Here is a 25,139-nt window from a genome sequence, read left to right on the forward strand (position 1 = left end):
ATGAAGCTGACTCCGCTCGAGATGTTTTTCGTTCGGGAGTTCTGTCGTGTCGCGGGCATTTCTCCTGACAAGGCGAATAGTCTCGAAGTCAAAGATCGAGGCCGCAATGCTGTCGGGTTCATGACCACTGTCATTCCAGCGTCGGTTCCCCCGGAACTACGCTTTGAGAATCGGGTGTTCAGTTCACTCCGTACGGCGTGTGTCGGACCTGATCGGTTGGAGTGCGGCATGGTTCTGTTCTTCGACCAGACAACGGCAAGGCTCGATGCGATCGAGGGCTTTGTTTACCGCGAGGAGTGGCCTTCAATCGAAGAGCCAGTCTTTTGGTCTGAGGCAGACCGAACCATTGGCCTTGAGCAGGAAAACTAAGGTGCGGGAAAAGAGGACGCCGAAGCGTCCCTTCCGTTGGCAGGCATTCACCATTGACCAACGCCAGCAATCCTCCGTGCAGCGCTTGGCGACGACCTCGTCCCGCGCTCAGGGCCTTTGTCGATTTCTTCAAGATGACCGGATAAAAGCCGATCCCGCCAACGTTCACCGACCATGCCGATATCGATCACCAACAGCACGACCCGCTACGGCTGGGCGGCGATCGTCCTTCACTGGCTGATCGCCGCACTCTTCATCGGCCAGTTCGTGCTCGGCTTCGTCATGATGCGGGTGTCCAGCCAGCGGACCGCCTTCGAACTGATCCAGCTGCACAAATCCCTGGGCTTTCTGCTGCTCGGCCTGGTGATCCTGCGCATCGCCTGGCGTCTCGGCAATGCAGTGCCGGCGCTGCCGCGCTCGGTCGGGCCTCTGGAGCGCCGCATGGCGCCGCCTGTCCATTTTGCACTTTATGCGTTTCAGTTCGCTCTGCCGCTGTCCGGCTGGGCGCTGGTCTCGGTCTCGATGCTGGAGATCCCGAGCGTGCCCTTCAATCTGTTTGTCATGCCGGACCTGCCGCTGGCTGAATCGGACACGGCAGAGAGCTTCTGGGCGGCAGCGCACTGGTATCTCGCCTACACCGGCATCGGGCTCGTCGCCTTGCATTTCGCCGCGGCGCTACGTCATCATTTCTGGCTGAAGGACGCGGTGCTGACGCGCATGATCACGCCTTCAGATCACAGCTCGGAATAGAGCAGGCGGCTGATTCGTTTATGGGGCGAGGACGCTAGAAAAGCGTCGCCACCAAGAGAAGGATCATTCCCATGTATGCGCGGATCCTGGGATTTGCGGCGATTGCCGCTTGCCTTGCCGTGCCTGTTTTCGCGGCGGTCGCCCTCGGTGATGCCGCCGGCAGCTACACGATCAGCCCGGCCAGTTCGAGCATCCGTTTCTCCATCGGCAAGGCCGGCGGCGGCGGGCTCGACGGCGCCTTCGGCCGCTTCAAGGGCTCGATCCGCATCGACAACAGCAATGTCGGGCGCTCCCGGGTCAACCTGACCATCTTTCCCGAAAGCGTCGGGACCGGTCAGAGCCGCGTCGACGCCTTCCTTCGTTCCGACGCCGTGTTCGATTCCGCCAACAACCCGGAAATCCGATTCCGTTCGACCAGCGTGAAACGCACTGGCGACACCACGGCCCTCGTCACCGGCCGGCTGACGGCGCGCGGCAAGACCTTTCCGGAAAAGTTCACGGCCGAGCTCGGCGGCCTCAAGGCGGGCACGATCAGATTCCATGTCACCGGCAAGGTGATGCGTTCGCGCTACGGCATGGATGTCGGCACGCCGATCTATTCGAACGTCGTAAACTTCGACATGACGCTGACGGGTAAAAGAGGTTGAGCGCTTCTTCCTCTCCCCACTTCGTGGGGCGAGGAACCGGTGTCCCGCATTGGCTTTTCTCCTGAATTCAGGCAAACCTCCATTCCTGCAAACCGAGAGGGAGAAGGCTGATGTTCCGATGGGGTGTTTTGTCGACGGCCAAGATCGGCCGCGAGCATCTTTTGCCGGCAATGGTCGAGGCGGATAACGGCGTTCTGTCGGCGATCGCCAGCCGCGACATGTCGAAAGCCCGCGCGCTGGCCGACCGTTTCGGCGCGCCACATGCCTTCGGTTCCTATGGCGAGCTGCTCGCCTCCGAGGACGTCGACGGCGTCTACATCCCGCTGCCGACCGCGCAGCATGTCGAATGGACTGCCAAGGCGATAGAGGCCGGCAAGCATGTTCTGGTCGAAAAGCCCTTGGCGCTCGATGCCAAGGACATTCCGCCGCTGATCGCGCTGCGCGACGCCAAGAAAGTGCTGGTCTGCGAAGCCTTCATGGTCGTCTACCACCCGCAATGGATCAAGGTGCGCGAGCTGATCGCCAACGGCGCCATCGGCCGGCTGCGCCATGTCCAGGGTGCGTTCTCCTATTATAATGTCGATCCCGCCAACATGCGTAACCAGCTCGACCTCGGCGGCGGCGCGCTGCCCGATATCGGCGTCTATCCGACGGTGTCGACACGCTTTTCGACGGGCAAGGAGCCGCTGCGGGTCCAGGCGACGATCGAGCGCGACAAGACATTCGGCACAGACATATACTCTTCGATCCGCGCCGATTTCGGCGACTTCGAACTGTCGTTCTATCTGTCGACTCAGATGGCGGCGCGGCAGGTGATGGTGTTCCACGGCGAGAAGGGCTTCATCGAGGTGCTTTCGCCGTTCAACGCCGGGATCTATGACCATCATCGTATCGAGCTGCACAACCAGAACCACAGCGAGGCCCAGGTGTTCCGCTTCCCCGGCATGCAGCAATACCGGCTGGAGGTCGAGGCCTTTGCGCGGGCCGCACTTGGCGGCAAGGACCGCGTCTTCACGCTGGAAGAATCGGTGCTCAACCAGAAGGTCATCGACGCCATCTTCCGCGCCGGCGAGAAGGAAGGCTGGGAGACGGTCTGACAACCAAGCAGGTTCCGCAAAAGTGTCCCACGGTTTTGCGACAAGAACCTGCGACAAACAACAGAATCTAAGCAGGGGAGGAGAGCCGGGGGAGAAAAATGGCTGACGATGCGGATGTGATCATTGTCGGCGCCGGCCTTGCTGGCCTCGTCGCTGCGGCGGAACTGGCGGAGGCCGGCAAGAAGACCATCATCGTCGACCAGGAGCCGGAGCAGTCGCTCGGCGGCCAGGCATTCTGGTCCCTCGGCGGCATCTTCCTCATCGATTCGCCCGAACAGCGGCGCATGCGCATCCGCGATTCGTATGCGCTGGCGCTCGAGGACTGGCTGGGCACCGCCGCCTTCGACCGCCCGGAAGATCTCTGGCCCCGCCGCTGGGCCGAAGCCTATGTCGGCTTCGCCGCCGGCGAGAAGCGCTCCTGGCTCATGCAGCGCGGCCTAAAATTCTTTCCCGTGGTCGGCTGGGCCGAGCGCGGCGGCGGCAACGCCGTCGGTCACGGCAATTCGGTGCCGCGCTTCCACGTCACCTGGGGCACCGGGCCCGGCGTCCTCGAACCGTTCGTCCAGCGAGTCCGCGAGGCCGAGAAGAACGGACTGATCCGCTTCAAATTCCGCCACCGCGTCAACGAGCTGACCCGGACAGGCACTGTCGTAGACGGCGTGCGCGGCGACATTTTGGTGCCGAGCGACGTCGAGCGCGGCCGCAAGAGTTCGCGCGATGTCGCTGGCGATTTCGAACTGCAGGCGCAGGCGGTCATCGTTGCCTCCGGCGGCATCGGCGCCAATCCCGAGCTTGTCCGGAAGAACTGGCCGCAGCGCCTGGGCACCCCGCCCAGGCATATGATCTCCGGCGTCCCCGACCATGTCGACGGCCGCATGCTGGCGATCACCGAACGGACCGGCGGCAGCGTCATCAATCGCGACCGCATGTGGCACTATGTCGAAGGCATCAGGAACTGGGCGCCGCTCTGGACCGACCATGCCATCCGCATCCTGCCCGGCCCGTCGTCGCTGTGGCTCGACGCGCGTGGCAAGCGCCTGCCGGTGCCGCTCTATCCCGGCTTCGACACGCTGGGCACGCTCAGCCACATCATGCGCACCGGCTTCGACTATTCCTGGTTCATCCTGACTCAAAAGATCATCCAGAAGGAGTTCGCGCTGTCGGGCTCCGAACAGAACCCCGATCTGACTGGGAAAAGCTGGCGCCAGGTGCTCGGCCGCGCCACGTCAGGCGTTCCCGGTCCGGTGAAAGCGTTCATGGAGAAGGGCAAGGATTTCATCGTCGAGGCGGAGCTGCCGGCGCTGGTCGCCCGCATGAACGCGCTGGCCGGCGGCGAGCCGCTGCTTGAGCTCAGCCAGGTCGAGCGCGAAATCCTCGCCCGCGACCGGCAACTCGACAATCCGTTCTCCAAGGACATGCAGATCACCGCCTTGCGCGGGGCGCGGGCCTATCTCGGCGACCGGCTGATCCGCACGGCTAAGCCGCACAAGATGCTCGACCCCGCCAATGGCCCGCTGATCGCGGTCCGGCTCAACATCCTGACCCGCAAGACGCTGGGCGGCTTGCACACCGATCTCGACAGCCGCGTGCTGGGCATCGATGGCCGGCCGGTCGAAGGGCTATATGCGGTCGGCGAAGCCGCCGGTTTCGGCGGCGGCGGCATGCATGGCTATGCGGCATTGGAAGGCACGTTTCTCGGCGGCTGCATCTTCTCCGGCCGCAGCGCTGGCCGCGCTGCGGCGCGCGGGGTGGGGTAGGTAGCTCACCAGACCCATTCGCCCCGTCCGAGAACCGACACCGCCTCGACGATCCGGGTGAAGCTCGAGCGGGCGCGGCCGACCGTATGCCTGGCCCTGAGATAGCCATGCACCAGCCCTGGCTCTTCGAACCAAAAGGCGTGGCCGCCTGCCGCGACGACGCGGTCGCGATAGGCCTCGCCGTCGGACGACAGCGGGTCGCATTGGGCGGTGATCAGCACGGTCGGCGGCAGATAGGCAAAGTCGGCGTCGGCCAGCGGAGCCAGAGTGAGGTCGCCGGTGCGATCCTCGCCGCCGGTCCTGATGTCCCCATAGAAATCGAGGTCGCGCGCGGTCAGCATCGGCGCCTCGGCATGGGTCACGTAAGACCCTTGCGAGCGGTCGCCGCCAAGAGCGGGATAGATCAGCACCTGGCCGATCGGCCTTCGAGCATGGCCGCGTGTGGCGTGGCTGACCGCGCCGGCGAGATTGCCGCCGGCGCTGTCGCCGCAAAGCAGGATCGGGCGCTTGTAAGTCGTCGCCGCCCATTCGAAGGCGCTGATGGCATCGTCGAAGGCAGCCGGATGAAGATGTTCCGGCGCCAGCCGGTAGTCGACCGAAACCACCTCATAGCCGGTGCGGCTGCAAAGCTCGGCGCAGAGATCGTCATGACTGTCGAGCCCGCCGAGGATGAAACCGCCGCCGTGGAGATAAAGCACCATCGCCGCCGCTTCCGGCGCCGGGGTGCGATAGATGCGGAGCGGGATCGGGTGCGAAGGCGTGGCAATGGCGGTGGTTTCCGCCGTGACGTCTTCGGGATAGCCGGCAAAGAACTCGCGGCACAGCCGGTCGTAGATGTCGCGCTGCTGATCGATCGTGTAGTCGATCGTGTCCGGCGGATAGTAGGAATTGGTCCGCTCGATGAAGGCCCAGGTCTCTGCGTCGATCAGTTTCTTGTAGTCGGTCATGGGAACGGAACGGACCGTAACGAATCCACCATCATCTCCGCCGTGTCACTTCCCCTTCCACACAGGATCACGCTTTTCGGCAAAGGCGCGAAAGCCTTCGAGATTGTCCTCCGAGCCGTACAGCGCGTCAACCGTCGGCAACTGCCGGCGCGTCACCTTGTTCATCGCGTCCTGGAAGGTCAGCGATTCGGCGACCCGAGCCGTTTCCTTGATCGCGGCGAAGACCAGCGGCGGGCCGCTGGCCAGCAGCCGTGCGATCTCCCAGACGCGGTCCTCGAGCTTCTCCTTGGGCAGCACCTCGTTGACCAGGCCCCAGCGATGTGCCTCGGCAACATCCATCCAGCGGCCGGTGAGCAAAAGGTCCATGGCGACGTGATAGGGAATGCGCTTCGGCAGCTTGATCGTCGCAGCGTCGGCCAAAGTGCCGGCGCGGATCTCCGGCAGCGCGAAGGAGGAATGGTCCGACGCATAGATGAGGTCGCAGGACAGCGCCAGCTCGAAGCCGCCGCCAACCGCCATGCCGTTGACGCAGGCGATGACCGGCTTGTTGAGATCGCGCAGTTCCTGCAGTCCGCCGAAACCACCGACGCCATAGTCGCCGTCGACCGCGTCGCCGCCGGCCGCGGCTTTCAGATCCCAGCCGGCGCAGAAGAACTTGTCGCCGGCGGTCTTGACGATGGCGACGCGCAAGCCCGGATCGTCGCGGAACGCCTTGAACGTCTCTCCCATCAGCCGCGAGGTCTTCAGGTCGATGGCGTTGGCCTTGGGCCGGTCGAGCGTGACCTCTAGGACCGAGCCTTCGCGGCGGGTTGAAATAACGTCAGACATTCCTGTTTTCTCCCAGCACCAGCAGCGCGTCGGCGATCCAGGCGCCATTGCCCTCGGTGCAGACGATCAGCGGATTGATGTCGAGTTCCTCGATCTCGCCGGCATTTTGCTGCACGAAGGCGGCAATGCCCGATATCGCATCGATGGCAGCCGTGACATCGGCCTTGGGCCGGCCGCGATAGCCTTCGAGCAGCGGGAACAGTTTGAGCCCGCGCAACGCCGCCTCGATGTCGTCGCGGCTTGCCGGCAGCATCAGTGTGATACTGTCGCGCAGAAGCTCTACCAGCACGCCGCCGGTGCCCAGCGTCATCACCGCGCCGAACATCGGATCACGGGTGAAGCCGACGATGAGTTCGGCGACGCCGTCGCGCACCATGCGCTCGACATAGAGGCCGGTGCCGAGGGGGGCGAGATCATGGGCGGCGGTGCTGACGGATTCGGCATCCCTGAGGTTGAGCCGCACCGCGCCGAGCTCGGATTTGTGGGTGACGCCCAGGGCCTTCAGCGCCACCGGGAAGCCGAGCGCCATCGAGGAGATCACCGCCTCGACCGCGTTGCCGGCGCGCTCACCCCTGGGCACGGGAAGTCCGGCCTGGATCAGCCGCGCTTTCGCCTCGGCCTCGTCGGGGGTGACATGGTCGCCGGCCGGCGCCCCGGACGCCGAGGTGTCGATCGGCTGCGCCTGCGGCTCGCGCCAGGCCCAGCCGATGAAGGCTGCCGCCTGGGCTGCGTCCATGGCCTCGGAAATGCCGAACAACGGCACCATGCCCCGCGCCATCAGCCCGGCGGTATATTCCTCGGGCAGGTTCTCCGGCAGCGACGACACGATCGCGCCCTGCGCCTTGTTGGTCTTCAGTGCCGATTCGAAGGCGCGCAGCGTCGTCCACCAGTCGGTGTCGGAGCAGCGGTCGGGCCGCGGGAAATCGAGCACCAGCATGTTGAGGTCGAAGCCGCCCGACACCATGGCGGTGAAGGTGGCGGTCATCGCCGGCTCGTTATTCCAGATGAAGGTGTGGTAGTCGAGCGGGTTGGCCACCGCAACCAGCGGCCCGAGCGTCGATTTGACGTGGGCGCGGTGCTTGTCGGTCAGCGCCGGGAAGTTCACCCAGCGGCCCTCGGCGCTGTCGGCCATGACAGACGCTTCGCCGCCCGAACAGCTCATCGACGACAGCCGGTAGCCGGGCAACGGCCCGGTGACGTGCAGCAGCTTCAGCGCCTCGATGAAGGCGGGAATCGAATCGACGCGGGCTATGCCGAGCCGCTTCAGGAAGGCGCCCGAGGCGGCGTCGGAGCCGGCCAGCGATGCGGTGTGCGACACGGTCGCCTGCCGCGCCTGCTCGGAACGGCCGACCTTCATGGCGATGATCGGCTTCTTGAGTTCTCGCGCCCGCGCCGCCAGCCTTTCGAAGCCGGCTACCGAATCAAAGGCCTCGATATGCAGGCCGAGCGCGGTGACGCGGTCGTCCTCGATCAGGCCGAGAGCCATTTCGGAGAGGCCGGTCTGCGCCTGGTTGCCGGCGGTCATCAGAAAGGCGATCGGCAGGCCGCGCTTCTGCATCGTCATGTTGATGGCGATGTTGGACGACTGGGTGATGATGGCGACGCCGCGGCCGCCCCCCGCCAGCCTGATGCCGCCATGCTGGTCGGGCCACAAAAGCGCGCCGTCGGCATAGTTGATCAGGCCGTAGCAGTTCGGCCCGATGATCGGCATCCGGCCGGCAGCAGCGACCAGCTCGGCCTGCAGCCGCTCGCCATGCTCGTCATAGGCCTCGGTTTCGAGGTAGCCGGCGGCAAAGCAGACGGCGCCGCCGGCGCCGCGTTCGGCCAGCGCCTTGACCACCTCGATGGTCAGATGCCGGTTGACGCCGACAAAGGCGGCGTCGGGGGCGCCGGGCAGGTCGGCCACCGAACGATAGGCCTTGCGGCCGGCGACGTCCTCCTTGCTCGGATGCACCGGCCAGATCTCGCCGGCAAAGCCCATCTTGATCGACTGCGCGACAACGGCGGCGGCCTGCGCGCCACCGAATACGGCGATCGTTCGCGGCCGCAAAAGGCGCTCAAGTTTATGCATCGATCAGCCCCCAACCGCTCGCAGCAATGCCCGCGAGATGATGTGGCGCTGAATCTCGGACGTGCCTTCCCAGATGCGCTCGACGCGGGCGTCGCGCCAGATGCGCTCCAGCGGCAGGTCGTCCATCAGCCCCATGCCGCCATGGATCTGGATCGCCTCGTCGGCGACGAAGGCGAGCATTTCGGTGGCCTTCAGCTTGGCCATGGCCATGTCCTGATCGGTGACGGTGCCCTGATCGTACTTCCAGCCGGCTTCGAACACCATCAACTCGGCCGCCTTCAGTTCGGTCGCCATGTCGGCGAGCTTGAAGGACACGCCTTGGAACTTGCCGATCTGCTGGCCGAATTGCCGGCGCTGCGCGGCGTATTCGACCGCGTGGCCAAGCGCCCGCTCGGCGCGGCCGAGGCAGGTCGCGCCGACCTGCAGGCGGGTCGCGCCAAGCCATGAATTGGCGACGTCGAAGCCCTTGTGGACCTCGCCCAGAACCTGGCTTGCCGGCAGGCGGCAATCGTCGAATTCGAGGATGGCGTTGGTGTAGCCGCGATGCGAGACGTTGCGATAGCCGTCGCGCACCGCAAATCCCTTGGTGCCCTTGTCGACGAAGAAAGCGGTGATCTTCTTGCGTTTTCCACGCGAGGTTTCTTCCTCACCCGAGGCCATGAAGACGATGGCGAAGTCGGCGAGATCGGCGTGGGAGATAAAGTGCTTGGTGCCGTTCAGCACCCAGTCGTCGCCATCCTGGACCGCAGTCGCCTTCATGCCGCGCAGGTCGGAGCCGGCGCCGGGCTCGGTCATCGCCAGGCAGTCCCATTTCTCTCCGCGAATGCAAGGAAACAGATACTTTTCCCGCTGCTCCGGCGTGCCGGCCAAAAGAATGTTGGAGGGACGCGCCACGCACGTCCAGTGCAGCGCATAATTGGCGCGGCCAAGCTCCTTCTCATAGAGCAGCCAGGTCACCGTATCGAGCCCGGCGCCGCCGACTTCCGCCGGCATGTTGGCGGCGTAGAGGCCGGCTTGGATCGCCTTGGCCTGGAGCTCCTCGATCAGTTCGCGGCGCAGCACGCCGGTGCGCTCGACCTCGCGCTCATGCGGGTAAAGCTCGTTCTCGACGAAGGCGCGCGTCGTCTCGACGATGAGTTTCTGTTCCTCCGAAAGACCAAAATCCATAGTCTCAGCCTTTCTTCTTTTTCTTCGGCTTCTCAGCCTTTTTCACCGGCTTGGTCGCCTTGGCTTTTTCGGCCGCCTTGGAGGCGGTGGGCTTCTTCGCCGCAAGCTTGGCGAGCTGCTTGGTATAGTCCTTGTGCAAGGCGCCGGCGCCCCAGCCCTTGCCCTTGTTCTGCTTTGACAGCGCATCCATGATAGCGACCAGATTGTCGTCGCGGATCTTTTCGAGCTCGCGGATCGACAGCCCATGCGCCTGGTCGTCCGACTGGGTGGCGATAAGGTCCACCAGCTCGTCGTTAAACTCCGGCACGTCCATCAGCTTGGTCCATGGCCATTTCAGGCACGGCCCGAACTGCGCCATGAAATGGCGCATGCCGGCCTCGCCGCCGGCGACGCGATAGACCTGGAACATGCCCATCTGCGCCCAGCGCAGGCCGAAGCCATAGCGCATGATGTCGTCGAGTTCCTCGACCGTGCAGATGCCGTCCTTGATCAGCCACAGCGCCTCGCGCCATGCCGCCTCCAGCAGACGGTCGCCGACGAACGCCTCGATCTCCTTGCGGATCACCACCGGCTTCATGCCGATCGAGGCGTACATCTCCTTGGCGACCTCGATCGCCTCGGGAAAGGTCTGGTCGCCGCCGACGATCTCGACCAGCGGCAGGAGGTAGACCGGATTGAACGGGTGGCCGACGACCAGACGCTCGGGATGCTTCTTCATCGCCACCTGCATGTCGGTCGGCTTGATGCCGGAGGTCGAGGAGCCGACAATGGTGTTGGCCGGCGCATAAAGATCAATCTCGGCCAGCACGCGATGTTTCAGGTCGAGTCTTTCAGGCACACTCTCCTGGATGAAATCGGCGTCGGCGACGGCATCGGCGATGGTCTTGGCGAAGGTCAGTTTGCCCTCTTTCGGCAGGCCGCCAGGCAGCATCTGCTTATAGGCGCGGCGCGCGCCCTTCATCACTTCGCCGACCTTGCGCGAAGCTTCGGGATCGGGATCGAAGATCGACACGTCGATGCCGTTGAGGAGCAGCCGCGCCACCCAGCCTGCGCCGATGACGCCGCCGCCGATGGCGGCCGCCTTGGTGATGATGCTCATGCGGAGGCTCCGGTTCTTGTCCTGGCTGTTGCGGGGTCGATGAGAGGCACGCGCTCGCCGGCGAGGATCACTGACGGGTCGTAGGCCTTGCGAGCGAACACTTCGAGCACGAATGGCCTGAAGAAATCGATCGGCAGCGTCTCGTAGTCCGGGTCGAAGCTCGACTGGTCCCAGCGCTCGCAAAATTGGTCGCAATCGTCGAAATAGGCGTGCCCGGCGAAGCGCTCGCGGGCATGGGGATTGCCGCCGAGGTGGTGGGCATAATAGAGGCGCTGAAAGTCGCCGTGCTTCTCCACCACCCAGGTGCATTGCTCGCGCACGAAGGGTTTCAGGATGGCGGCCGCATATTCGTCGTGATTGTAGGGCGCGTGGATGTCGCCGATGTCGTGCAGCAGCGCGCAGGCGATCCAGTCGGTGTCGGCGCCATCGCGCCAGGCACGCGTCGCCGCCTGCAGCGAATGGCCGAGCCGCGTGATCTTGTATCCGGACAGGCCCTCGTCGAGCTGCACCAGCGCGTCGAGCAGCCGCTCGCCGGTCCTGGCCGCATAGTCGATCTCGTGCTCGGTCAGGAAGGCATAGTCCTCGCGGTCGCCATCCTTCATGGCGGTGAATTTCACGGTCTTCATCGGCGGCTCCTCCCTACCGAGTCCGTCTTCAGAGCGGGGCGCGCTTCGTCAAATTGAGCTTCTTGCGCACCTCGTCCGGGCCGATCACTCTTGCGCCCATGTTCGACACGATGCTGACCGCCCGCTCGACCAGCTGCGCGTTGGTGGCGAGCACGCCCTTGTCGAGCCATAGATTGTCCTCGAGCCCGACGCGGACATTGCCGCCGGCCAGCACCGCGGCGGCAGCATAGGCCATCTGGTTGCGGCCGATGGAAAAGGCCGACCAGGTCCAGCTCGACGGCACGTTGTTGACCATGGCCATGAAGGTGTTGAGATCGTCGGGCGCGCCCCACGGCACGCCCATGCACAATTGCACGAGAGCATCGGGCTTCAGCACTTCTTCCTCGACAAGCTGCTTGGCGAACCACAGATGCCCGGTGTCGAACGCCTCGATCTCCGGCTTGACGCCGAGCGCGGTCATCATGCCGCCCATGGCGCGTAGCATGCCGGGCGTGTTGGTCATGACATAATCGGCTTCGGCGAAGTTCATGGTGCCGCAGTCGAGCGTGCAGATCTCCGGCAGGCATTGGCGCACATGCTCCACGCGGTTGTTCGCGCCACCCATGTCGGTGCCTTTTTCGTTCAGCGGCAGCGGGTTTTCCGGCGAACCGAACACCATGTCGCCGCCCATGCCGGCGGTCAGGTTCAGCACCACGTCGACATCCGCCGCGCGGATGCGCTCGGTTACCTCGCGATAGAGGTTCACATCGCGCCTGGGCTTGCCGGTTTCGGGATCGCGAACATGGCAGTGGACGATCGCAGCACCCGCCTTGGCCGCATCGATGGCTGAATCGGCGATCTGCTTGGGCGAGCGCGGCACATGCGGGCTGCGGTCCTGCGAGCTGCCGGACCCGGTCACGGCACAGGTAATGAATACCTCACGGTTCATCGCAAGCGGCATGGACTTTTCTCCCAATCAGCACGGACGGTTCCGATCAAACATGGCCCAATCAAACATGGACCCGATCGAACAGACGGCAAGAATGCCTGACTTGTCGGAAACTGTTTTGCGTTTTACGAAGCTCCTATGACAAAAAGCGAAAAACCTTCGATCTTTCGCACCGAGCGCTCGCCGCTCAAGGTGACGCTGCTGGTGTTTTCCGGCTCATCGATCATGTGCGTGGCCTCGGCACTCGATCCGCTGCGCGCAGCCAACCGCATTGCCGGCGAGACGCTGTTCGATTTCAGGCTGGTTTCGGTGACCGGCGAAGCTCCGGTCACCACATGCGGACTGCCGGTCGCGGTCAGCGGCCGCTTCGATGCGGCTGAATCCACCGATATGCTTGTCGTTGTCGCCGGTTTCGGCACGCAGAATTATGCAACCGCTGCCCTGCTTGCTGGGCTGCGCCGGGCGGCCCGCGCCGCGCGCGCCTGCGGCGGCGTCGAAGCCGGTACGTGGCTGGTTGCCCGCGCGGGCTTGCTGGAAGGGCGCAGCGCCACGACGCACTGGGAGGATATGGAGGATTTCTCGTCGGCCTTTCCCGGCGTCGATGTGCGCCCCGACCGCTATGTCATCGACGGGCCGGTCTTCACCTCGGGCGGCGCTTCGCCGACCTTCGACCTGATGCTGCATCTGATCCGCACGCGGCTCGGCATGGCGGTGGCGCTCGATGTGGCGAGCGTCTTCATCTACGACCAGGCGCGCGCCGCCACCGACGCGCAGCCGCTGGTCTCGCTCGGCCGCCTCGACGGCTATGATCCGCGGCTGGCACAGGCGATCCGGCTGATGGAAACGCATGTCGACCAGCCGCTGACCATCGCCGCGGTGGCCAAGCGCGCCGGGGTGACGGCGCGGACCCTGGAAAGCATCTTTCGCAAGTCGATCGGCGAGACGCCGGGCGCCTATTACCTCCGGCTGCGGCTGGGCGCCGCGCGCCGGCTGGTGGTCGACACGCGTGTGGCCATGGCCGATATTGCCGGGCGGACGGGATTTTCGTCTGCCGCGGCATTTTCCAGAGCGTTTTCAAGAGCTTTCGGCGAAGCGCCGGTCAGGTTACGACGGGCGTAGTGGGATCAGGCTGCGTTCTGGCGATCGCCGGCGCCGTCGATCTGCGAGCGCATCTGCCTCGCAAGATGGGTCTCGAAGCGGCTAGCCACCGCGCGGTCCCATTCGTTCGTGCTGCGCGCGCCGTCCTTCGGATGCGGCAACGCCATCAACCGGTCGATGATCGACCCGGCCTCGCCAGATGAGAGCAGGGCGTCGATTTCGCGTTCGTGCTGCATATCGTTTCGCCTCCTTCTTTCTGTTTCCGCCACGAACCACACTATACGAGATTCGTGACGGCTGTTTGAAGGCAAGAGCGAGGCGATTGAGGGGCGGTGCAAGGCAAAACCTTGTCGTCGGTTCCGCCCTCGCGCGCAAAGCCATTTCAGGGCGGCGGGAGTGGTTATCCCGCCGCCATGGTACGAAGCGGCTTTCCGCCCTCACACATACCGATTGACGATGTTCTCGAGCAGTTCCTGGCGGCCGGATCTCGGCTGCGGCTCGATCTTCTTCTTGACGACGCGCTCGGTGATCTCCTCCAGCGTGCGCTTGCCCGCGAGCATCGCCTTGGCCTCGGTCGTGGTCCAGCCGGCATAGCGCTCGGCGAGTGGTCCCGACAGCGCCTTGTCTTCGACCATCCTGGCGGCGGCCTTGAGGCCGCGCGCGCAGCAATCCATGCCGCCGATATGGGCAATCAAAAGGTCCTGCGGATCGAGCGACTGGCGCCTCAGCTTGGCGTCGAAATTGGTGCCGCCAGTCTTGAAGCCGCCGGCCTGCAGGACCTGGTAGTAGGCCAGCGCCATCTCCGGCACATTGTTGGGGAACTGGTCGGTGTCCCAGCCCGACTGGTAGTCGTTGCGGTTCATGTCGATCGAACCGAAGATGCCGAGCGCATTGGCCAGCGCCAGTTCGTGTTCGAAGGAATGGCCGGCCAGGATCGCATGGCCCTGCTCGATGTTGAGCTTGACTTCCTTTTCCAGCCCGAAGCGTTTCAAGAAACCGTAGACTGTGGCGACGTCATAGTCGTACTGGTGCTTGGTCGGCTCCTGCGGCTTCGGTTCGATCAGGATGGTGCCCTTGAAGCCGATGCGGTGCTTGTAGTCGACGACCAGATTGAGGAAGCGGCCTGCCTGCTCCTGCTCGCGGGCCAGATCGGTGTTGAGCAGCGTCTCATAGCCCTCGCGGCCGCCCCACAGCACATAATTCTCGCCCTTCAGCCGGTTGGTCACGTCGATGCAGTGCTTCACCGTCGCTGCCGCGTAGGCAAAGACATCCGGATCGGGATTGGTGGCCGCACCCGACATGAAGCGGCGATGCGAGAACAGGTTCGCCGTGCCCCAAAGCAGCTTGACGCCGGTCTGCTTCATCTTGGTCGCGAAGTAATCGGCGATCTCGTCGAGCCGCGCAGCGCTTTCGGAAAAGTCCCTGCCTTCCGGCCGCACATCGGCATCGTGAAAGCAAAAATAGGGAGCGCCGAGTAGCGCAAACATGTCGAAGGCGACATCGGCCTTGAGCTTGGCCAGTTCCATCGTGTCGGTGCCGCCTGCCTTGGCAAACCATGGCCGCTCAAAGGTCTGGCCGCCGAACGGATCGCCGCCCGGCCAGGCGAAGGAATGCCAGTAGGCGACCGCAAAGCGCAGATGGTCTTCCAGCCGCTTGCCGGCGACAATTTCATCGGGATTGTAGAACCGGTAGGCCAGCGGATTGGTCGAATCCGGCCCCTCATATTTGATCTCTTGGATATCGCCGAAAAAGCCGCTGGTCATGATTGTCTGTCCTCTCGCATGGTTCTGTCCCGATTACCTCAGGCGTAATTGGTTTCGCGCCGGCGCTGGATGAAAACGGTCATGTCAAAGCCCCAAACAAAGGAGACAGACCATGACCGACCTCAACACGATCGCCGAAAACTACATCGCCGCCTGGAACGAGAGTGACGCCGCACGCAGGCAGGCCTTGCTCAAGGCGGCCTTCACCGAAGACGTCAGCTACCGCGACCCGATCATGCAGGGCGACGGCCATGATGGCGTCGCCGCACTGGTCGAAGGCGTGCAGCAGCGCTTTGCCGGCTTCCGGTTTTCGTTGAAGGGCAAGCCGGACGGTTTTGCCGACACGATCCGCTTCTCGTGGAATCTCGGGCCGGAAGGCAGCGATTCCATCATCGAAGGCACCGATATCGGCGTCATAGAGAACGGCCGCTTGAAAAGCGTCACCGGCTTCCTCGACAAGGTTCCAGCACAGTGAGGCTTTGCTAGCGAGGCCAGACGGGGATAAACCCTCGCTCATGCGGTCGCAGCCTTGATCGCGGGATAAAGGGCCCGGTAACGCTGATAGGCATCCGTATAGGCATCGCTTAGTGCGGCGACCGGTTCGATCGTGGCGTCGGTGGCCGGCGCCGTGCACACTCTGAGCGGATCGGCGCCCGTCGCCGCGATCAGGCCGAGCCTCGCCGCACCGAAGGCAGCGCCGAAATCGCCGTCGGCGGGAATGTCGACGGGCAGGCCGAGCGCGGTGGCGATGGCATTCAACCAGTAGCGCGAGCGCGAGCCGCCGCCGATCGCCGTCACCCGCGTCAGGGTCGTGCCGGCCTTGGCCAAAGCCTCCAGGCTGTCGCGGAAGGCGAAAGCCACACCTTCGACGACCGCCTGGGTCAGCACCGCGCGGGTGGATTCATGCGCAAGCCCGGTGAACGAGCCGCGAATGGCCGAGTCGTTATAGGGAGTACGCTCGCCTGAGAGATAGGGCAGGAAGGACACGCCGGTCGGCGCCTTAAGCGTGTCGCCGAGTTCGGCCGTCAGCTCGCCAGCGCCTTTTCCCGTGATTTCCGACAGCCAGTTGAGCGAATCGGTTGCCGACAGGATGACGCCCATCTGGTGCCAGGTGTCGGGCAGCGCGTGGCAGAACGTATGCACCGCACTTTCCGGGTTTGGCAGATAGGACGCATTGGCGGCAAACAGCACGCCCGACGTGCCGAGCGAGACGAAGGCCTGGCCCGCTGCCACCGTGCCCATGCCGCAGGCCGACGCCGCATTGTCGCCCGCGCCGCCGGCGATCGGGATGCCGGACTGCATCCCCCATTTCGCGGCCAGTTCGCCGCGCAAGGCGCCGGCTTTGTGAGTGCCTTCGACCAGCGACGGCATCTGTCTTTCGTCGAGCGACGTGGCAGTGAGCAGGTCGGACGACCAGCCTCGCTTGCCGACATCGAGCCAGGACGTACCGGCCGAATCCGACATCTCCGAAATGTGTTCGCCGGAAAGCCAGAGCCGCAGGAAATCCTTCGGCAGCAGGACCTTTGCCACTCTGCCGAAAATATCCGGTTCGTTGTTTTTCACCCAGACGAGCTTTGGCGCGGTGAAGCCGGGAAAGACGATGTTGCCTGTCAGCTTGCGAAAACGCGGATCGGCGTCGAGCGCAGCCGCTTCGGCGTGGCTGCGCGTGTCGTTCCACAGGATGCAGGGGCGCAGCACCTGGTCGCCGGCGTCGAGTAATGTGGCGCCATGCATGTGGCCGGACAATCCGATGCCTTTGACCGCGGCAAGTTCTTTCGAATGGGAAGCCTTCAGCTCGGCGACCGCTTCTTCGCAGGCGCGGATCCAGTCGGCTGGATTCTGCTCGGACCAGCCGGGATGCGGCCGCGACACGTCGAGCGAAGCGTGGCCGGAATCGATGACAGTCTGCCCGGCATCGATCAAAAGCGCCTTGACGCCCGACGTGCCCAGATCGAGGCCGAGATACATATGTTCCTCCCGATGTCATTAATTTTTTCGGATCTCGAAAAAATCTGACTTGGCAGTTTTTAAGACAAGATTCGCCTCCGGTCAATTCTCCGACAAATCGGCCGCTCGCCGTGAAAGCAGCGCCGACAACGGGCTGCCCGGGCCGTGCCAGGCGCGTGCCGCGGCAAGCGCCCTTGCCAACGCGTGGTCGCCGGAACGTAGCGCCGCCTCGATCAGCGTCGGGTCGATGACGTCGCGGCCTTCAATTGCCCGAACGCATCGCCACCGTGGCGATGCCGGCGCCGACCAGCAGCGTGCCGCCGGTGCGGTTGAAGATGCGGATCGCCTTCGGGTTGCGCACGACGTTGCGCGCCCTTGCCGCGATCAGCGCATAGCCGAAGGCATTGGCGAAGGCGAGTGCCAGGAAGGTCGTTTCGAAGATCAGCATCTGCGTCCAGAAATCCGCATGCCGGTCGAGGAACTGCGGCAGGAAGGCGACGAAGAAGGTGATGCTTTTCGGGTTGAGCGCGGTGACCAGCCAGGCATGCGCCATCATCTTGGCCGACGACACCGCGTCCAGGCGCGGTTCGGCCTTGAGCGCGCCGCCGGCGCGAAACAGCTTTATCCCGAGATAGATCAGATAGCCCGCGCCGATCACCTTCAGCACCGTGAACACCGTGGCCGACGCCGCCAGCAGCGCGCCGATGCCCAGCATCGACAGCGTCATCGCCGTGAAGTCGCCAAACGCCACGCCGACCGCCATCGGCAGCGCGGTGCGCCAGCCCTGGCCCAGCGCATAGGACACGACCAGAAGGATGGTCGGGCCGGGAATGACAAGAAGGATCGTCGAGGCGGCGGCAAAGGCGGCCCAGTTTTCGAAGGACATGTTCGTCTCCTTGAGCTCAAAGAAGAGGATAAATCCTTGGCCTCGCGAAGATGTAAAGGGGCAGCATCGAAAATGTACGGCACGCGGCTCGGCCAGGAGGTTAAGGCGGGGCAAGCCGTGTTCACGCTTTCTCAACCATGATTGCTGAAAATGCCTGCTATCCGGCCGGACCGTGTTTCCGGCCGACAGCGTAGGGTTTGGGTACATGCGTGAGTTGCCGCAAGGTCTGAAGTCGCCGTACGACGGCGACGCCATCAACATCGAAATTCCAGAAATCCAGCTTTCCCGCCGCGCGGTGCTGTCCGGTGCCGGCTCGTTGGCGCTGCTCGGCCTTGCCGGCTGCAGCCAGACGCTCGACCTGTCCGCGCTTCAGCTCGACGGCGGCACCACCGGCTCGATCCGGCCCATCCGCCCGAGCATCAGCGTCGATAGGAACATAACCAGCCCGGCCGTCATGTACGCCTCCGTCACCGACGGCGGCTTCACGCTGCCGGAAGTGCCCTATCTCAAGGTCAAGCCGGAGTTCCGCCGCCAGATCGTCGTCGATCCGACCGGCGAGCAGCCCGGCACCATCGTCGTCCATTCGCAGGAGCGGCTGCTCTATCTGGTGCAGCCCGGCGGTGACGCGATCCGGTACGGCGTCGGTATCGGCAAGGAAGGCTTCCGCTGGTCCGGCCGCGCCAACATCCAGTACGGCAAGGAATGGCCGACCTGGACGCCGCCGGCCGAGATGATTGCCCGCAAACCGGAACTGGTGAAGTGGCAAGGCGGCCAACCCGGCGGCCTCGAAAATCCGCTTGGTGCACGCGCGCTTTACATCTACCAGAATGGTCAGGACACCGGCTACCGCATCCACGGCTCGCCCGAATGGTGGAGCATCGGCCAGGCGATGTCGTCGGGCTGCGTGCGCCTGATCAACCAGGACATCATCGACCTCTACAGCCGCGTCTCCAGGAAGAACCCGATCGTCGTCGTCTGACCTGATAGCGAGGCCGGCGCGGCCATTCGACTCTCCCGTTGCGTGATCTCGCAAGACAGGCGAATGTGCCTGCAAAGCCACAGCTCGGGAGACGTGAAGCATGTCCGGAACTTTTGTGATCGCGCAAGGCGGCGGCCCGACCGCCGTCATCAACCAGACGATGGTGGGCGCCGCGCTCGAGATCCGCAAGCGGCATCCCGGCGCCAAGGTCCTGGGCTCCATCCACGGCGTGCGCGGCATTCGGGACGGCAACTATGTCGATCTTTCCGCCATAGCCGAGGACCGGCTGAGGCTGATTGCGGCAACGCCGAGCGCCGCCCTTGGCTCGACCCGCGACAAGCCGGATGCCGCCTATTGCGAGGTCATCCTCGATGGCCTGAAGAAGGCCGGCGCCGACGCCTTCATCTATATCGGCGGCAACGACACGTCGGGCACGCAGCAGATCCTGACCGATGCTGCCGGTGGCAAGATCGCTTTCGTTCATGCGCCGAAAACGATCGATAACGATCTCGAGGAGAACGACCACACGCCCGGCTTCATTTCGGCGGCCGAGTTCGTCGCCGGCGCCTTTCTCTCGGTCGACCTCGATTTCCGCGCTCTGCCGGGCATCTATGTCGGCATCGTCATGGGGCGGCACGCCGGTTTCCTTACCGCCGCCGCTGCCGCCTGGCAGCTTGACCCCGACAGCGGCCCGCATCTCGTCTATGTGCCGGAACGTCCGTTCTCGGCCGCGGCCTTCATCGACGACGTGCGCGCCACGCTCGACCGCCACAAGCGCTGCATCGTTGCGGTCTCCGAAGGCGTCAGCACCGCCGATGGCAAGGCGCTGGTCGAAAGTCTCGTCCCGCCGGAGAAACTGGAGCGCGATGCGCATGGCAACGTCAAGCTGTCGGGCAGCGACCTGCCGGCCGCCCTCGAGCGTGCGCTGGCCGAAGGATTGCCCGGCAAGCGGGCGCGCGTCGACGCGCTCGGCTACATGCCGCGCGGCTATGTCGGCGCCATCAACGCAGTCGATGCGCAGGAAGCCTTCGATGCCGGCGCCTTTGCCGTTGCGGTGGCGGAACAGGGCGGTGGCTCGGTGGCGCTGCAATATGACGGCCAGAAAACCGTGCTGAAGAAGGTGCCGCTGCAAAACGTCGCCGGCAAGACCCGTCACATGCCCGACGACTTCATGCTGCCGGATGTCAACCAACTGTCCGATGCGGGAATGGCCTACCTGAAGCGGCTGGTTCCCGAAAAATACAAGGTCGGAAAGCCGTTCGTCTGATGCCTGCTCTCTTGTGATGCCGGCTCTCTCCTGATGCTTGACTGGTTCAGCAAGACCATCATCGACGCCCATACCACGATGCTGACCGAGCCGTTCGTGCATGATTTCGTGCGCGCCAACATCTGGCATCTGCGCGGCCGCGATGTCGACCTGCTTGTCGACACCGGCATGGGCATTTGCCCGCTGGCGCCCGAGATAGACACGCCGGCCGGCAAGCCGCTGCTCGTCGTTGCCACCCATATCCACCTCGACCATGTCGGCTCGCTGCACGAATTCCCCTTGCGGGCGGGGCCGAGGCACAGCGCCGCGCAATTCGACAGCATGGATGAAGCGGTCACCTATGCCCACATGTTCCACACGCTCGACGGCGCGGTCTCAAAGCTGCCGGCGCCGGGCTGGAAAGCGGCCGATTATAAAATTACGCCGGCGCCGCTGACGCGGACGCTTGACGAGGGCGATCTGGTCGACCTCGGCGACCGGCAATTTCGCGTGCTGCATCTGCCCGGCCACTCCCCCGATTCGATCGCGCTGTTCGATGAGGCCGACGGCCTGTTCTTCGCCGGCGACGCCATCTACGACGACATGCTGATCGACGACCTGCCGGATTCCGACCGCGCCGCCTATCGCCGGACGATGCAGCGGCTGCTCGACCTGCCGATCCGCATCGGCCATGGCGGCCATGGACCGAGCTTTGACGCCAGGCGCATGCGCGAAATCGCCACGGGCTATCTCAGGCGAACCGACGGGATCGGCGTATAGGGGCAACGCCGACCTGAAGCGATTGCCCTGAGGCATAGCACATTTGTTCTTGCTTTGTGACGGCGGTTATGTTAGGAATTTATTCATGGTGCTGATTTGCGCCAGCGACCCGCCGCCGAGGCGGTTTTTTTGTTCTCGGGTTTCGGCGCCGTCCCGGCAGGCGACAGCAGCAGATGGCAACCATCCGGGCGGCGAGCTTGTGAGGCCAGCAAGGCGTCGCGAGGTCGTTGCCAACATTTCGGTTGCCCCGCCAAGCCATCTTCGAGAAGACTGTTGAAGGCCGGCGGACGGCCCCAGGCAAACGGCCCCAAGCAAATGGCCCCATGTAAACGGCCCCATGTAAACGGCCCCATGTAAACGGATTGTCTCGATGGTTACCCGCGGCTTTTTTTCAGGACGAAAGCCCCCGACGGATGCGGATGCGCGTATCCCGCCGGGGCAGTATCTCGAGCAAGGCTTCCCGGTGCTGTCGGCCGGGCCGACGCCGCGCGTGCGCACCGAGGACTGGTCGTTCACGCTCAAGCACGGACCGCGGCCGATCAAGAAATGGAATTGGACCGAGTTCAACGCTTTGCCTCTAACCAAGATGACGCGCGACATCCATTGCGTGACCGCATGGACCAAGTTCGACACGGCGTGGCAGGGCGTGCTGGTCGATGACATTCTTGCCGGTGCCGGCATCGAGCCGCCGACCGCCTTCACGCTGGCGCTGTCCTTCGACGGCTATACCACCAACGTGCCGACGAAGGACGTCACCGCCGGCAAGGCGATGGTGGCGCTGCTTTACGAGGGCAAGCCGATCACGCCCGACCATGGCGGCCCGGCGCGGCTGCTGGTCCCGCATCTCTATTTCTGGAAGTCGGCCAAATGGCTGAACGGGCTGCAGTTCACCGAGCGTGACGAGCCGGGCTTCTGGGAACTGCGCGGCTATCACATCTATGGCGACCCGTGGCGCGAGCAGCGCTATGCGGGCGATCCATGAGCGACGGGCCGGCGGCGCAGTCGCCCTGGCAGACGGTTACCATCACCGGCATCGAAAAGCGCACGCCGCGCGTCACCAGCTTTTTCCTCCAGCCGTCGCGGTCCTTCGCCTATCGTGCCGGGCAGCATGTCGATGTCAGGCTGACGGCGCCGGACGGCTATCAGGCGCGCCGCTCCTACTCCATCGCCTCGGCGCCGGAATCGGGCGAGACGATCGAACTGGCGATCGAAAAACTCGACGACGGCGAGGTCTCGCCCTTCTTCCATGAGATAGCGGCGGTCGGCGACGAGGTCGAACTGCGCGGGCCGCTCGGCGGCCATTTCGTCTGGTCCGACAGCGACGGCGGGCCGCTTCTGCTGGTCGGCGGCGGATCGGGCGTGGTGCCGCTGATGGCGATGATCCGCCATCGCGCGGCGCGCAAATCAGCGGTGCCCGCGGCGTTGGTGTTTTCCGCGCGGGTCTGGGACGAGGTGATCTTTCGCGACGAACTGATCGGCCTCGACGATCGCCGGGACGGCTTCGATCTGGTGCTGACGCTGACGCGCGAGGCCGCCCGGCGCCCTGTAGACTACTCGCGGCGGGTCGATGCCGCGATGATGGTGCAATCGATGGCGCGGCTGCCCGCGCCGCCAAGGCTCGCCTTTGTCTGCGGCTCGAACGCCTTTGTGTCGGCCGCCGCTCAGGCGCTGATCGATGCCGGCGTTCCGGCAGGCCTCATCCGCACCGAGCGCTACGGGGTCTGAGGGCTGCGGCTCAGCTTGTCAGACCTCGATTTCCAGCGCCGTCAGCGGCTTCGAACAGCAGGCGAGGATGAAGCCGTCATCGATCTCGTGATCGAGGATGCCGCCATTGTGACTCATTTCGACCTTGCCCGAGACCTTTTTCACCTTGCAGGTTCCGCACAGGCCGAACTCGCAGGCTGCGGGAATTCGCACGCCCGAGGCGCGCGCCGTCTGCAGCACGGTCTGGCCGGCAACGCAGTCGGCATCGACATCCGAAAGCGAAAAGCGGATCGGCGTTGCGGCTTCAGCAGGGATCTCGACCCCGCCTTCTGCCGCCCCGCCTTCCGCCGGCGATGCGAACGGGGCCGGTATTTCCTCCACCGGCGGCGCCGCAAAGCTTTCCTGATGGTAGTTGGCCATGTCGAAGCCGGCGGCCTCCAGCATCTGCCGCACCGCGCGCATGAACGGGTCGGGACCGCAGCAGAAGATTTCGCGCTCACGAAAATCGGGCGCCAGCAGCGGCAGCCGGATCGCGTCGATCCGACCCATATGGCCGAACCAGCCCTCGCGGCTGGAGCGCTCCTCGATCATGAAGCCGAGCGTCAGACCCGGCATGCGGCTGCCGAGCAGTTCGAGTTCCTTGCGGAAGATGATCTCTTCGGGCTTTCGGGCGCAGTTGACGAAACCGACATCGGTCCATGGCGCGCAGTCGTTCAGCCAGCGCAGCATCGACATCATCGGCGTCACACCGGAGCCGGCCGAAATGAACAGATACTTGGCCGCGGGATGACTGTGCAGCGAAAAGTCGCCCGCCGGCCCATAGGCCTTCACGTGAACGCCGGGCTTCAGATTGTCGAACATCCAGCGCGTGCCGGCGCTGCCGGCCTGCGCTTTCACCGTCACCGCGATCGAGAACGGCCGCGACGGCGAGGACGACAGCGTATAGGTCCGCATCAGCGGGCCCTCAATGGTCGGCAGTTCCAGCGTCACGAACTGCCCCGGTTTGTAGCGGAACCAGGTCTGGTTGTCGGAGCGGAAGGTGAAGGTCTTCACCTCAGGCGCCTCGTCGCTGACGCCGATCACTTCCAGCACCTGGAGCCTGTCGTTCCAGGGCGCCATCTCGTCGAGATGGCGGTAGAGCCCGAGGTCCGTCATCGCATTCATCCCTCAGATCTTAGGCGACGCTGCGCAACGCCGGCCGGCCGTCCTCGGCAAGGCGCGGCCCAATGAAGGACGCGTACCATTCGACGAACTGGATGACGCCGCCCTCATGCAGTTCCGAATAGGGGCCGGGCTCATAGGCCGGCGACAGGATGCCGAAGGCGTTTTCCTCGACGATGCGGCGATCCTGGTCGTTGGTCTCGGTCCACACATGGGTGAGTTCGGTGAGATCGTAGTCGACGCCTTCGACCGCATCCTTGTGGACGAGCCATTTGGTGGTGACGGCCGTTTCCGTGGCGCTGATCGGCAGCACGCGGAAGGTGACGGCATGATCGCCGAGGATATGGTTCCAGGTCGTCGGATAGTGGTAGAGCAGCAACGAGCCGATGCGGTCGGTCGAAACGCTGTCGGAAAGGTTCTTCTTCACCGCGCGCCGTCCCGTCATCGTGTAGCTGACGGCGTCGCGCAGCAGCGGCGCGCGGGTGGCGCGATACTGCCCGGCCGAATCGATGCGGAACTTGCTCGGCAAGCCCGCCGCCTCGCATTTCGCCCAGTGCGCCAGCATCTCCGGATCGCTGTCGGCGCCTTGCACGCCGGTCACAGTCGGTGCTTCCGGGAATGTCTTGCACAGTTCCGGATGGTTGCCGGCGCAATGGTAGCACTCGCGGTTGTTCTCCCAGACGAGCTTCCAGTTGCCCTTCTCGACGATGGTCGATTCGAAGGCGACCTTTGCCTCGCGCAGCCGGTGCGGCAGGAGGTAGGGCTCGACCATCGCGCGCATCGGCGCGAAATCCGCGGGCTCCTTGGCCAGGCAGATGAAGATGTAACCGCCGACGCTTTCGCAGGCGACTGGCTTCAGGCTGAACTGGCTCTTGTCGAAGCCATCCGCCATCTGCCTTGCGAACAAAAGCCGGCCGTCCAGCTCGTAGGTCCACTGGTGATAGGGGCAGACGAGCTTCGCCGCCGTGCCCTTGTCGGCGTTGCAGACGCGGCTGCCGCGATGGCGGCAGGAATTGTGGAAGGCGTTGATCTTGCCTTGCTGGTCGCGGACCAGCACGACCGGATAGCCGCCGATCTGGACGGTGATGTAGCTGCCCGGCTTCGGCAACTCGCAATCGTGACCGATGAACAGCCAGTCGCGATACCAGATCAGCTCCATGTCGAGCTTGAAGAAATCGGGATCGGTGTAGAAGGGCTGTTCCAGTGAATAGCCTTGCCTGCGGCCGTGCAAGAGCCTCAGCATGTCGTTGCGCGCATCCATGTCCTGTCCTCATGTCCAAGGACTGAAC

Annotated in this window: 25 protein-coding genes and 1 pseudogene; 12 read left to right on the top strand and 14 right to left on the bottom strand. The window is 64.3% G+C overall.

Annotated elements, in window-relative coordinates:
* The 5 genes from IQ26_RS22815 (at window position 1) to IQ26_RS22835 (ending at window position 4,620) form a co-directional block, all read left to right on the top strand.
* The gene (locus IQ26_RS22815) at window positions 1-369 is read left to right on the top strand and encodes a hypothetical protein (protein ID WP_145720595.1); all 369 of its coding nucleotides are present in this window, start codon (window positions 1-3) and stop codon (window positions 367-369) included.
* Between the two features lie 174 nt (window positions 370-543).
* Entirely contained in the window at window positions 544-1,119 is a 576-nt protein-coding gene (locus IQ26_RS22820; RefSeq protein ID WP_145720596.1) for a cytochrome b, read from the top strand.
* A 71-nt stretch (window positions 1,120-1,190) separates the two neighbouring features.
* Window positions 1,191-1,766 (top strand): YceI family protein, encoded by a 576-nt coding sequence (locus IQ26_RS22825; protein ID WP_145720597.1) that lies wholly within the window; start codon window positions 1,191-1,193, stop codon window positions 1,764-1,766.
* A gap of 110 nt (window positions 1,767-1,876) precedes the next feature.
* Complete coding sequence (locus IQ26_RS22830; protein WP_145720598.1) at window positions 1,877-2,863, top strand: Gfo/Idh/MocA family protein; 987 nt, start codon at window positions 1,877-1,879, stop codon at window positions 2,861-2,863.
* Between the two features lie 98 nt (window positions 2,864-2,961).
* Window positions 2,962-4,620 (top strand): FAD-binding dehydrogenase, encoded by a 1,659-nt coding sequence (locus IQ26_RS22835; RefSeq protein ID WP_145720599.1) that lies wholly within the window; start codon window positions 2,962-2,964, stop codon window positions 4,618-4,620.
* A 5-nt stretch (window positions 4,621-4,625) separates the two neighbouring features.
* Here IQ26_RS22835 and IQ26_RS22840 read toward each other — a convergent pair whose 3' ends face one another.
* Genes IQ26_RS22840 through bcoG form a run of 7 tightly spaced genes read right to left on the bottom strand, consistent with a single transcriptional unit; the run spans window position 4,626 to window position 12,298 of the window.
* A complete protein-coding gene (locus tag IQ26_RS22840) occupies window positions 4,626-5,567 on the bottom strand; it encodes an alpha/beta hydrolase (RefSeq protein ID WP_145720600.1) in 942 nt (313 codons plus the stop codon).
* 45 nt (window positions 5,568-5,612) lie between these two features.
* The gene (locus IQ26_RS22845; RefSeq protein WP_145720601.1) at window positions 5,613-6,395 is read right to left on the bottom strand and encodes a carnitinyl-CoA dehydratase; all 783 of its coding nucleotides are present in this window, start codon (window positions 6,393-6,395) and stop codon (window positions 5,613-5,615) included.
* Window positions 6,388-8,466, bottom strand: a complete 2,079-nt coding sequence (locus tag IQ26_RS22850) for an acetate--CoA ligase family protein (RefSeq protein ID WP_145720602.1) — start codon at window positions 8,464-8,466, stop codon at window positions 6,388-6,390. Before IQ26_RS22850 ends, IQ26_RS22845 begins: the two co-directional genes overlap by 8 nt.
* Before the next feature lie 3 nt (window positions 8,467-8,469).
* Window positions 8,470-9,633: an acyl-CoA dehydrogenase family protein gene (locus IQ26_RS22855; RefSeq protein WP_145720603.1), complete on the bottom strand. Its 1,164-nt coding sequence runs from the start codon at window positions 9,631-9,633 to the stop codon at window positions 8,470-8,472.
* A 4-nt stretch (window positions 9,634-9,637) separates the two neighbouring features.
* The gene (locus tag IQ26_RS22860; RefSeq protein ID WP_145720604.1) at window positions 9,638-10,732 is read right to left on the bottom strand and encodes a 3-hydroxyacyl-CoA dehydrogenase NAD-binding domain-containing protein; all 1,095 of its coding nucleotides are present in this window, start codon (window positions 10,730-10,732) and stop codon (window positions 9,638-9,640) included.
* Complete coding sequence (locus IQ26_RS22865) at window positions 10,729-11,358, bottom strand: HD domain-containing protein (RefSeq protein WP_145720605.1); 630 nt, start codon at window positions 11,356-11,358, stop codon at window positions 10,729-10,731. Before IQ26_RS22865 ends, IQ26_RS22860 begins: the two co-directional genes overlap by 4 nt.
* A gap of 28 nt (window positions 11,359-11,386) precedes the next feature.
* Entirely contained in the window at window positions 11,387-12,298 is a 912-nt protein-coding gene (gene bcoG, locus IQ26_RS22870; RefSeq protein ID WP_145720606.1) for a 3-dehydrocarnitine:acetyl-CoA trimethylamine transferase BcoG, read from the bottom strand.
* Window positions 12,299-12,424: 126 nt separating this feature from the next.
* Between bcoG and IQ26_RS22875 the strand changes: the two genes are divergently transcribed.
* A complete protein-coding gene (locus IQ26_RS22875; protein WP_145720607.1) occupies window positions 12,425-13,405 on the top strand; it encodes a GlxA family transcriptional regulator in 981 nt (326 codons plus the stop codon).
* A gap of 5 nt (window positions 13,406-13,410) precedes the next feature.
* Here IQ26_RS22875 and IQ26_RS22880 read toward each other — a convergent pair whose 3' ends face one another.
* Together IQ26_RS22880 and xylA are read right to left on the bottom strand one after the other, a co-directional pair.
* On the bottom strand, window positions 13,411-13,620 hold the full coding sequence (locus tag IQ26_RS22880) for a hypothetical protein (protein ID WP_126037019.1): 210 nt from the start codon (window positions 13,618-13,620) through the stop codon (window positions 13,411-13,413).
* 201 nt (window positions 13,621-13,821) lie between these two features.
* Window positions 13,822-15,147 (bottom strand): xylose isomerase, encoded by a 1,326-nt coding sequence (gene xylA / locus IQ26_RS22885; protein ID WP_145720608.1) that lies wholly within the window; start codon window positions 15,145-15,147, stop codon window positions 13,822-13,824.
* 112 nt (window positions 15,148-15,259) lie between these two features.
* Between xylA and IQ26_RS22890 the strand changes: the two genes are divergently transcribed.
* Complete coding sequence (locus tag IQ26_RS22890) at window positions 15,260-15,622, top strand: nuclear transport factor 2 family protein (protein ID WP_145720609.1); 363 nt, start codon at window positions 15,260-15,262, stop codon at window positions 15,620-15,622.
* Between the two features lie 38 nt (window positions 15,623-15,660).
* On the opposite strand, the gene xylB is transcribed toward IQ26_RS22890, so the two are convergent.
* From xylB to IQ26_RS22905, 3 genes and pseudogenes are all read right to left on the bottom strand, one after another.
* Window positions 15,661-17,115 (bottom strand): xylulokinase, encoded by a 1,455-nt coding sequence (gene xylB, locus IQ26_RS22895; protein WP_145720610.1) that lies wholly within the window; start codon window positions 17,113-17,115, stop codon window positions 15,661-15,663.
* Window positions 17,116-17,196: 81 nt separating this feature from the next.
* Window positions 17,197-17,352: pseudogene (locus tag IQ26_RS41285) on the bottom strand (tetratricopeptide repeat protein); the annotation flags it as partial.
* Between the two features lie 4 nt (window positions 17,353-17,356).
* The gene (locus tag IQ26_RS22905) at window positions 17,357-17,980 is read right to left on the bottom strand and encodes a LysE family translocator (RefSeq protein ID WP_145720611.1); all 624 of its coding nucleotides are present in this window, start codon (window positions 17,978-17,980) and stop codon (window positions 17,357-17,359) included.
* Window positions 17,981-18,185: 205 nt separating this feature from the next.
* On the opposite strand from IQ26_RS22905, the gene IQ26_RS22910 reads away from it, so the two are divergent.
* From IQ26_RS22910 to IQ26_RS22930, 5 genes are all read left to right on the top strand, one after another.
* Window positions 18,186-18,959 carry a L,D-transpeptidase gene (locus IQ26_RS22910; protein WP_145720612.1) on the top strand — a complete coding sequence of 258 codons (774 nt, stop codon included), beginning with the start codon at window positions 18,186-18,188 and terminating at the stop codon, window positions 18,957-18,959.
* 100 nt (window positions 18,960-19,059) lie between these two features.
* Entirely contained in the window at window positions 19,060-20,226 is a 1,167-nt protein-coding gene (locus IQ26_RS22915) for a diphosphate--fructose-6-phosphate 1-phosphotransferase (protein ID WP_145720613.1), read from the top strand.
* 33 nt (window positions 20,227-20,259) lie between these two features.
* Window positions 20,260-20,985 (top strand): MBL fold metallo-hydrolase, encoded by a 726-nt coding sequence (locus IQ26_RS22920; protein ID WP_145720614.1) that lies wholly within the window; start codon window positions 20,260-20,262, stop codon window positions 20,983-20,985.
* Window positions 20,986-21,355: 370 nt separating this feature from the next.
* On the top strand, window positions 21,356-21,967 hold the full coding sequence (locus IQ26_RS22925) for a molybdopterin-dependent oxidoreductase (RefSeq protein WP_145720615.1): 612 nt from the start codon (window positions 21,356-21,358) through the stop codon (window positions 21,965-21,967).
* Window positions 21,964-22,710 (top strand): FAD-binding oxidoreductase, encoded by a 747-nt coding sequence (locus IQ26_RS22930; RefSeq protein ID WP_145720616.1) that lies wholly within the window; start codon window positions 21,964-21,966, stop codon window positions 22,708-22,710. The genes IQ26_RS22925 and IQ26_RS22930 overlap by 4 nt, the downstream gene beginning before the upstream one ends.
* Before the next feature lie 18 nt (window positions 22,711-22,728).
* Here IQ26_RS22930 and IQ26_RS22935 read toward each other — a convergent pair whose 3' ends face one another.
* Window positions 22,729-23,844 carry an FAD-binding oxidoreductase gene (locus tag IQ26_RS22935; protein WP_145720617.1) on the bottom strand — a complete coding sequence of 372 codons (1,116 nt, stop codon included), beginning with the start codon at window positions 23,842-23,844 and terminating at the stop codon, window positions 22,729-22,731.
* Between the two features lie 19 nt (window positions 23,845-23,863).
* Window positions 23,864-25,111 carry an aromatic ring-hydroxylating oxygenase subunit alpha gene (locus IQ26_RS22940; protein WP_145720618.1) on the bottom strand — a complete coding sequence of 416 codons (1,248 nt, stop codon included), beginning with the start codon at window positions 25,109-25,111 and terminating at the stop codon, window positions 23,864-23,866.
* Window positions 25,112-25,139: the final 28 nt, after the last annotated feature.

The sequence above is a fragment of the Mesorhizobium tianshanense genome (genome assembly GCF_007830515.1).
Taxonomy (GTDB): Bacteria; Pseudomonadota; Alphaproteobacteria; order Rhizobiales; family Rhizobiaceae; genus Mesorhizobium; species Mesorhizobium tianshanense.